Genomic DNA, 8,771 nt, shown 5'->3' with positions numbered 1-8,771 from the left:
GGATATGAATACGGTGGTGCTTAATGACAAAACCACCCAAGTAGGCAACTGTCACCGTGAAAAAATTGGTGAAGATCAACACATTGAAGTGCATCAAAATAGACAAAAAACAGTGGGTGGGATAGAAACGCAAAAGATTGGTCAAAATAAAATTGAATATGTGAAAGGAGACTATCAGCATTTTTCTCATTTAGATACCTTACTTTCTTCTGCAGAAGGCAACATTATTTTTGAAACGGCAGGTGGGAAAGTCACCCTCACCCAAGATGGAAAGATCACCATCTTAGCAAAGAAAATCATTATTAATGGACAACCTGTCAAAATAAATTGTGGGAATGAAAATGTTGATATTAGTGAATTAATTTCTGCTTTATCGGAAAATTCAAAATGGCTAGCATTTCAATATTTTGATAGCTACAAAAAACCATTAAAAAACTTAAGTTATACGGTGTATTTCGAGAATGGAGAACAATATAAAGGGAAATTAGATAACCAAGGAGTTTGTTATATTGAAAATCCTGCTAGTGAAATTGTCGATATTGAGATTCATAATGAAATAATACCTAAAAGAGAAGATGTATCTGCTTATTTAAATCGTTTTTTCTCCAAAAAGGAAAATATTAAAAATGTGGTTTGATTCTTTTATTGAGTCCGCAAATAAATTTTTAAATGAAGTTTATGAAGAATTAGAAACAGCCTATAAATCAGGCGTTGAGGGGATTGGTAATACTCTTCATGGTACAGTTGACTGGGTATGGGGTACATTGCTTGGAAATTGGAATCCAAATCAAACGACTAGTCAAATTGTTGCAGATGCGGCGTTGGGGCTTGTCCCTATTTTAAACATAATATTAGATATAAGGGATTTAATTGCTTGTATTTATGCGTTTTATGATGAGGAAAATGAAAATAGTGAACAAGAAAAATGGATAATGCTTATTTTGATCCTCTCAGGATTCATCCCTTTTTTAGGTGATAGTATAAAAGCGATGGGGCGTATTGTGATGATAAATATTAGGCGTTATGGTAGTCAAAATATTGAAAAAGCAGTGCAATCATCATTAGAACCTATCGTTGAATTTTTACAAGATGAAAAAGTCATCAGAATTATCTCAACTAATCAAATTAATAAGGTATTAAAAGATATTGCCGATCAATTTAGAGAGCAAGCAAGGCAATTAAATAGCTCAAAAATAACTAATTTTTGGCGAGAGGTTAATCTAAAAATTAGGGGATGGCTTGATTATCCTCTTCCTGAAGATATTAAACAATTTTTGCAAAAAACATTGCTCCTGTCGGAAAATTTATTGGGAAAATCACCACAACCATTGGCAGCAGGCATTGGTGAAGTTAAAGTGATTTTATTAAAAACCGCTGATGAATTAGAACAAAGCGGCTTGAAAGTACAGCAGAATGTTAAATTTAATCGAAAAGAAGATATCACTACATCTCGCCACTCGCCAAATGTAACCAGAGCAGAAAGACGGACAATACGCTGTTTCCAACCAAGCAATAGCTTATTAAAAAAGGCAAAGTCTGAGGGAAAAGATATTCATAAATTTGAAAAAGAGTATTATCGACAGCTAAAAGATCAGCAAAATGGAATCAATCAATTAAGTGCAAAGGAATATTTAGATGGAAGGGATATTTATGAAAAATATGGACGCATAGGTGGGCAAGCACAGCAGCAGGCAAGGGAAAATTACCAGAAAAAGATAGAAAAATCACTAGAAGGTAGTTACCGAAAGAGTGGTTTATCCTTAAATGAAGCAGAGATTCAAGCTAAAAATGAAAGTAAAAAGATTATGCGGCAGTTAGATGCACTTCATAGCCCTGATATGATTGCGGGAGGAAAGGATAAGGTCATGCGTTTGGGCGATGCCAGTATCAATCGTTCTATTGGTAGCCAATGGCGAAAAAACGGGCGTTTGGATGAAATGGATGATTATGCTAAAGAAATGATGGCTAAATATGGTGAGCATGCCAAAATGAATGTGGAATTAAACCGTTGTAAATAATAGGGGTAAAAAAATGGATTATCGTACTGTGGATGAAATTGATTATTTTTTTAAGAAATTTGGAGAAATTACCTATAGTGAACCTGTAGATGCCGAATTAATTGAAAAATACACAGGTATTTTGCCTGAATGGTTTATCGGTTATTGGAAAAAATATGGCTTTTTTAGTGTGATGGATGGGTTGTATTGGGCGGTGAATCCTGAGGAGTATCAGGATATATTAAAAACCTGGCTTCCCGAAGAGCAGGCGGAGAATTGTTATGTGTTAGCTCGCTCTGGTTGGGGGGAGCTAGTTGTTTGGCAACCAGAATATGGGGATAAATATGAAATTGATCCGTTAAATGGATGGGTGTTTCAAGAAAATATTAATCCATTGTTGGAGGCAGGTTATGCAAATAAAGCTGCAGAAAGCGTGTTTACAGGAGCGAAAGTTGAGCATCTTTCAGCTGACTTGTTTAAAGAGTGCGTTCAAGCTTATGGTCCTTTAAAAGAAAATGAAATGTTTACCTTTGTACCGCCTTTATTTATAGGTGGTGAAAAGATATTTAAAAATGTGAAAAAAGTCGATTTATTTATTCAAATGGATATTTTGGCACAATTAGCCGAACCGAAAATTATAGATATCAATGATTTAAGAAAAATGGCTTTTGGGCGTTGAGTGAGCTAAAGGGTGAAAACAAGCAGTGAAATGAGCCAAACCCATTACCAATATGATGGATTAAACCGCCTCACCCAACTGACAGATGGTCAAAATACGCTTTCGTTTAGTTATGATAAGGTTGGTAGATTAACCGAACAACGTCAATGGCAAATGAACGACTCAGGCTTTGCTAATAGCCAAGTGATAGGGTATCGGTATGATAAAAACGGCAATCGGCTTAAAACCCTATTGCCGAATCAATCTGCAATAAACTATCACTATTACGGCAGTGGTCATTTATCTGCTATCAAATATAACGACCAACTTATCACCGAATTTAGCCGAGATAAGCTCCACCGAGAGATTAGCCGAACGCAAGGGAATTTAACCAGCTTGTTTAACCGTGACCCGGTGGGCAGATTAACACAGCAGTTGGCAACACTCGAAAGGGCTTCAAAAAGTGCCGCAACAAGCGACCATATTATCCGAAGAAATTACCAATATGACCGGGTAGGCAACCTGACTGAAACCGACGATTTACGCACAGGGAAAACGCCTTATCGTTATGACAAGTTGGGTCAAATACAGCTTGCAGGGCAGGAATTATTCCACTTTGACCCGGCACATAACCTTATTGAGAAAGAAACACAACGGATTGAAAACAACCAAGTCACGGAATATCAAGGCAATCATTATCGCTATGATGAATTTGGCAATTTAAGCGAACGGAGATTGGCGAATGGGGAAATACAGACGTACCGCTACAATGTGAAGGACCAACTTATCAAAGCCATCATCCAAAAGCCAAATCAAGTGAAAGAGGAATGGCAATATCAATACGATGTTCTAGGCAGACGAACATCAAAAGTACGGTTAGAAAATGGCAAGATTTTAGCGGATAGCCAAGTTGAATTTATTTGGGACGGCTCGCATTTAGTGCAGGAAATTGAGCATAAAACTGACCGCACTTTCAGCTATATTTACAGCCACCCAAGTAGCTATGAGCCGTTGGCACAACTGGAATTTGCAAAAGATAACGAAAACCTGACCGCTTGTTACTATTATCATAACGACCAAATTGGTGTGCCGAGAGAGCTAACGGACGAGGAAGGAAAAGTCTGTTGGTATGGTAGTTATACAGGTTGGGGTAAGCTAAAAGAAAGTTATCAAGCCAATGACACTGTTCATCAGCCATTTAGATTGCAAAATCAGTATTGCGACCAAGAAACAGGCTTGCATTATAATTTCTTCCGCTACTATGAGCCTAATATTGGGCGGTTTACGCAGTTGGATCCGATTGGGTTAGCTGGGGGAAGTAATTTATATGTTTTTGCACCTTCAATACAGGCATGGAGCGATCCTTTGGGTTTAAGTGCAGCGGCCGCTGCAAAAGGAGTTTTATCATTTATTGCTGCTGATGCAGCAATTCCAGAGCCAACAGATGCTGCCTGGCCTAAGTGGGTTGCGTATGGAGTGGCGGGAGCTGTGGCAGCTGGTATTGTCGCCTTATCAGAATCTAACAGCCAGACAAGTTCAATTGATAATGCGAGCGTAAGACAAGCAGAATATCAATATGCTAAAGATTTTTGTGATACCCCACCTCCCCCAGGACATAATAAATGTTCAACGCTATCAAAGAAAATAGAGCATGCAGAGAAATGCGTTGATTTGTATAAGAAATGGGATAACAAGTGGCTTCCTGGTCGTCATGATGTAAAAATCCAGACTTGGAATAATAGGATTAATAATTTAAAGTCTGAGCATAGAAGGGAGTGCACAAAAAAATATTAAAGTAGTGTTCCTGTTAGCAAGATAATTTTTCTAAATGAGTTTTATGGAGAACAACATGAATGTTAATACGTTATTCTGTAAATATGAAGAGTATCCAGATTTTATAGGAGTAAAGATAGTTGATGTCAATCAAAAAAGTGTTATTGATGATACTATGTTACATATTTCTTCACGGAATGCAGAAATTGAGGATATTATTTTATTATTAAATAATGGAGCAAATATTAATATACAGGGAGACTTAGGATATACAGCGTTACATTATGCTTGTATGATGGGACATATTGATGTTGTAAAGCTTTTATTAAAACATAATGCTTCTAAAACTATTAAAAATGAGTTCGGTGAACAACCAATAGATGTAAATAATAATGCCTCACATAATCATAAAAAAGAAATTTCTGCTTTACTAAAGTAAATATAGTAAACAACGTCAATGGCAAATGAACGACTCAGGCTTTGCTAATAGCCAAGTGATAGGGTATCGGTATGATAAAAATGGCAATCGGCTTAAAACCCTGTTGCCGAATCAATCAGCAATAAACTATCACTATTACGGCAGTGGTCATTTACCCTTATTGGGAAGAGCTGGATTCGCTTTGATTGGGGCAATTGGAGCTCGGCAATCAATGCAACAAAATGACGATGTGTATAGTAGCAGTAAAGTATTATCTAAGAATGAAAATCTAATACCTAGACCTCAATGTCCAGATGATGTCTATGAAGAATTGACAAAAGGTGTTGAGCAAGCCAAAAAAGAAACATCAAGGTTGGGAAAATGTTTACCTGAGATGACAAAAGATCAATTAGATATGAGGATTGATGTTGCAAATCGAGAATATAACGCTAGAAAATTAAGAGGGGACATTTGTTGGAATGGCGGAGATTCAGGGCATAGAAAACAGTTAGAAGATATAAAAAATAGGATAAAAAAATGTGCGAGTTATTATTAGATAGGAATTTACTTCCATTAAGAAAATTTCCCTATTCTATCACTATTTACCTAAGAGAATACGTTCAAATAACTAGACCAGAAGATTTAGATGAGTATGATTATATAGCCTCATTAACAGAAAATTCCATAGTGGAGTTTAATAAGTTTAGGATTACTTCTTCTGATCTAAATTGGTCTGGTATAAATTATTTTCTACCTATTGCTCAAAGAAATTATCTAAATAAAAAAATGAAAGTGTCATAGATTTTTTTTGATGGATTTGTATGGCTATTAGGATATGAAAATGGGCTTTCTAAATTAGTTAGTCTAATGAATTATGATGATATTTTCTTATTAAGAAATTGGCTTTTTATTTTACTTAAAAATAAAGAATGTGAACCTGATTATGTTAGGTTTTATAGTACCGAAATTAAAGAGTATATAAAGTTTCTAGATAAATATTATTTGAATGTAGAAAATTTGTAATGCTTACGGCTCAGTGATTAGAACATTAAAATAATTTGAAAACAGATTTTATCTAGGATGCTAGCCATCTTGTTCAATAAATCGAGCATAAAACTGACCGCACTTTCAGTTATATTTACAGCCACCCAAATAGTTATGAGCCACTGGCACAACTGGAATTTGCAAAAGATAATGAAAAACCGACCGGGTGTTATTATTACCATAATGACCAAATTGGTGTGCCGAGAGAGCTTACCGACGAGGAAGGAAAAGTCTGTTGGTATGGTAGTTATACGGGGTGGGGTAAGTTAAAAGAAAGTTATCAAGCCAATGATACTATCCATCAGCCGTATTGAACGTCGTGGTGGTTTTGCTAACTCCGCCTTTATGCTTGAAAAAGCATATTGTCTTAGCCATACTTATTTTCTCCAAATTTATATATAAATCTCTTTCTAGTATAGCAGATTAGCAATTAAGTGCTATAAAATAGACTTACAATTACTTATTTTTTCTGTTGCCAATACATTTCTCTTATTCACACAGTTCAGTAGATGAGCTCTACCTAAGAATATTTGCTATTGTAAAAACACCTCAGAGTACTCTTTTCTCAAAAATTTAATAAGTTCAGAATGAGCTTCTAATAAAGAATCTTTTCTTAGATTTATCGCATTATCGATTTCTTTATTTCTTTCAAATTCTATATGTTGATATTGCCTTCTTATTGTAAAATCTAGTTCTGCTTGACCAAAGTGTAGATGATTTAAAGTATTGCCCTCAACCCATTCCCATAATTGTTCAAAATTTTGTATAAAATTATTAAAATAGTACTGCAATCTCTCATCACTGAATGGATAAATAGCGGGGCGCTGACTAAGCACATTGAACACATCACACCAATCTAAAACTCTTAAATCCACAGAGATTGGTAAAGAATTTATAAACTCAGGTATATAGCATAGATTACCATAATCAACTAACTGTTTTATGCACCAAATGTCATTTTGTCTAACTTGTGAATAACTAGATAATTGTAATGATACATATTGCTCATGTTGAAGTTTGATATTACGTAACTTATCCGCAGAGTAATCCTGCGGATTTTTATCGACTTCAGAATGACAATTTGGGCATAATAAAATAAGATTATCATATGAGTTTGTGTTTCCAATAAATTGAATATCACCCCGAGGTCCATCAGTACTATGAGCTATAATATGGGCTCTTTCAGCTATATGAGGAACCTCTTCTTTGCAAATATTACAACGACCAGCAGATCTCGAAAATAGCATATTATTATCAATAGAAGATATATATCTAGATTGTAGGCTCATAAATATTTTCCTTTAATAATTATAGGTTTTAAAATCTGAGTGGGTAGATTTATACTAGTGTATTATTTGAACCTTTTAGGTGCTAATTGAGCTTTTTACTTTTTGCACTGTACTCTCTGATTTTTTACCTGGGACTTTACTAAAACAAATAAGATTCAATCGAGCAATGTAACATCAGAAGTAGACTAATATAGCACTACTTTTCTGTTAGATTTTTAAAAGTTATATCAAAGACTATTTGAGTATCATTAGACATTTTTCGATAGTGATTAATCAAATCTTTCTCTTTATTTGTAAGCCGATGTTCCAAAGATTGACAGAACATTTCCCCTTTACCACACATTAACCAATTTAAATCTACCTTTAGTACATCACTTATTTTGATTAAAACTTCAGCACTCGGATCACGTTCATTGAGCAAATAGTTCTGAAGGGTGCGGTAAGGTACATTAAGTAACTCAGCAAAGGCTTTGATATTCAAGCCTTTATACTCTATCACTTCTCTTAAACGGTTACTTATACTCATTTTTGTATCCAATATTGACTTTCATGTAGTTTTTGAGTAAGATTAAATCATCTTATATACTCATATTGTACATTTTTTTATTTGTGGCACAAAGATTTTTGTTATCTAGCTCTGAAAGAAAATTAAGTCCGATTAAGATAGCTTGTTTATCTTATACGGAAGCATTTTCGATCTTGCATGAATTACGCTGGAGAAGCAAAAACGAGCAAGTTTGCCCTAAATGTGGTGTACAACATCAAGCCTATTTCATCTCTACTCGCAAACAATGGCGGTGCAAACATTGTAAACACACGTTTAGCATCACGTCAGGTACGATTTTTGCAAATCACAAGTTGCCGATTCAAACCTACTTATTCGCTATTGCATTATTTGTGAATGCGGTAAAAGGCATTTCAGCCTGCCAGCTCTCCCGTGATTTGAATGTACAGTACAAAACCGCTTTTACCTTATCACATAAAATCCGTGAAAGCCTGATTGTACAGCGTGAGCTTTTTCCCTTATCAGGCGAAATCCATATTGACGGCACTTATGTGCATTCCGCACCACGTCCAAAGAATAAGAAAGCAGAACGTGTAGATAGACCTTTAAAAGAAAATGCCAATTCAAATATACGAGGTGGAGCAAGCTGAATGTACAAACAAAATTCAAGGATGAAATACACCAACCGTTCCGCCTACAAAACCAATATTCTGATAAAGAGACAGGATTAAATCACTATTTTCCCATCATGATAAGGTGCTCCAAGAACGCTTTAAAGTACTTATCTTTGTGGCTATAATATAGACATTTGAATATTAAGATTTTTAGGGATAACTTATGACCTCATTACCTAAAGATGCTTTAAAGGGTGTTTCTTCCGCAAAGGATGTGATTGATGGTGTCTCAGATTTGGTTGAGTTGACAGGGGCGGAAATGCTTAGTAAACCTTTATCGGATATTAAAACGGTAGTGGGTAACGCAGAGAAAGTCCTAAATCTAAGCCAACATACCCTCACCAAAGGTAGCCAATTAGCCGTTCAACTCAGTTCAGGTAATGTTCTAGGTGCGGTTTCTGAGTTATTGGGTT

Annotated in this window: 10 protein-coding genes and 1 pseudogene; 9 read left to right on the top strand and 2 right to left on the bottom strand. The window is 35.4% G+C overall.

The features are described from left to right. From BKK50_RS12525 to BKK50_RS13085, 7 genes are all read left to right on the top strand, one after another. Positions 1–637: bacteriophage T4 gp5 trimerisation domain-containing protein (locus BKK50_RS12525; protein WP_425272393.1), on the top strand; the 637-nt coding region annotated here is incomplete at its 5' end. After that, the gene (locus tag BKK50_RS10805) at positions 627–2,018 is read left to right on the top strand and encodes a polymorphic toxin type 15 domain-containing protein (protein ID WP_077417928.1); all 1,392 of its coding nucleotides are present in this window, start codon (positions 627–629) and stop codon (positions 2,016–2,018) included. The genes BKK50_RS12525 and BKK50_RS10805, both read left to right, overlap by 11 nt. Positions 2,019–2,031: 13 nt before the next feature. After that, complete coding sequence (locus tag BKK50_RS12625; RefSeq protein ID WP_077417926.1) at positions 2,032–2,676, top strand: GAD-like domain-containing protein; 645 nt, start codon at positions 2,032–2,034, stop codon at positions 2,674–2,676. Between the two features lie 30 nt (positions 2,677–2,706). Further along, positions 2,707–4,449, top strand: coding sequence for an RHS repeat domain-containing protein (locus BKK50_RS10795; RefSeq protein WP_077417924.1), 1,743 nt, complete (start codon positions 2,707–2,709; stop codon positions 4,447–4,449). Positions 4,450–4,504: 55 nt separating this feature from the next. Next, positions 4,505–4,867: an ankyrin repeat domain-containing protein gene (locus BKK50_RS10790; RefSeq protein ID WP_077417922.1), complete on the top strand. Its 363-nt coding sequence runs from the start codon at positions 4,505–4,507 to the stop codon at positions 4,865–4,867. 25 nt (positions 4,868–4,892) lie between these two features. Then, a complete protein-coding gene (locus BKK50_RS10785) occupies positions 4,893–5,402 on the top strand; it encodes a hypothetical protein (protein ID WP_077417920.1) in 510 nt (169 codons plus the stop codon). A 547-nt stretch (positions 5,403–5,949) separates the two neighbouring features. Next, positions 5,950–6,204 carry an RHS domain-containing protein gene (locus BKK50_RS13085; RefSeq protein ID WP_077417916.1) on the top strand — a complete coding sequence of 85 codons (255 nt, stop codon included), beginning with the start codon at positions 5,950–5,952 and terminating at the stop codon, positions 6,202–6,204. A gap of 219 nt (positions 6,205–6,423) precedes the next feature. Here the strand turns inward: BKK50_RS13085 and BKK50_RS10770 are convergent, their stop codons facing one another. Together BKK50_RS10770 and BKK50_RS10765 are read right to left on the bottom strand one after the other, a co-directional pair. After that, positions 6,424–7,179, bottom strand: a complete 756-nt coding sequence (locus BKK50_RS10770; protein ID WP_077417914.1) for an HNH endonuclease — start codon at positions 7,177–7,179, stop codon at positions 6,424–6,426. Between the two features lie 196 nt (positions 7,180–7,375). Next, positions 7,376–7,705, bottom strand: coding sequence for a helix-turn-helix domain-containing protein (locus tag BKK50_RS10765; RefSeq protein ID WP_077417912.1), 330 nt, complete (start codon positions 7,703–7,705; stop codon positions 7,376–7,378). Positions 7,706–7,788: 83 nt separating this feature from the next. Here BKK50_RS10765 and BKK50_RS10760 point away from each other — a divergent pair. Beyond that, positions 7,789–8,319 (top strand): annotated as a pseudogene (locus BKK50_RS10760) (transposase); the annotation flags it as partial. 202 nt (positions 8,320–8,521) lie between these two features. Continuing rightward, a partial coding sequence (locus BKK50_RS10755) for a hypothetical protein (RefSeq protein ID WP_143529815.1) occupies positions 8,522–8,771 on the top strand: 250 nt, incomplete at its 3' end.

The sequence above is a fragment of the Rodentibacter rarus genome (assembly GCF_001998965.1).
In the GTDB taxonomy this organism is placed as follows: domain Bacteria; phylum Pseudomonadota; class Gammaproteobacteria; order Enterobacterales; family Pasteurellaceae; genus Rodentibacter; species Rodentibacter rarus.
This window is presented reverse-complemented; position numbering and strand designations above follow the sequence as displayed.

Coding starts and splice junctions, on each gene's coding strand:
- BKK50_RS10765 (WP_077417912.1), bottom strand. CDS start 7,705: ATGAGTATAAGTAACCGTTTAAGAGAAGTGATAGAGTATAAAGGCTTG.
- BKK50_RS10770 (WP_077417914.1), bottom strand. CDS start 7,179: ATGAGCCTACAATCTAGATATATATCTTCTATTGATAATAATATGCTA.
- BKK50_RS10805 (WP_077417928.1), top strand. CDS start 627: ATGTGGTTTGATTCTTTTATTGAGTCCGCAAATAAATTTTTAAATGAA.
- BKK50_RS10790 (WP_077417922.1), top strand. CDS start 4,505: ATGAATGTTAATACGTTATTCTGTAAATATGAAGAGTATCCAGATTTT.
- BKK50_RS10795 (WP_077417924.1), top strand. CDS start 2,707: ATGAGCCAAACCCATTACCAATATGATGGATTAAACCGCCTCACCCAA.
- BKK50_RS10785 (WP_077417920.1), top strand. CDS start 4,893: ATGAACGACTCAGGCTTTGCTAATAGCCAAGTGATAGGGTATCGGTAT.
- BKK50_RS12625 (WP_077417926.1), top strand. CDS start 2,032: ATGGATTATCGTACTGTGGATGAAATTGATTATTTTTTTAAGAAATTT.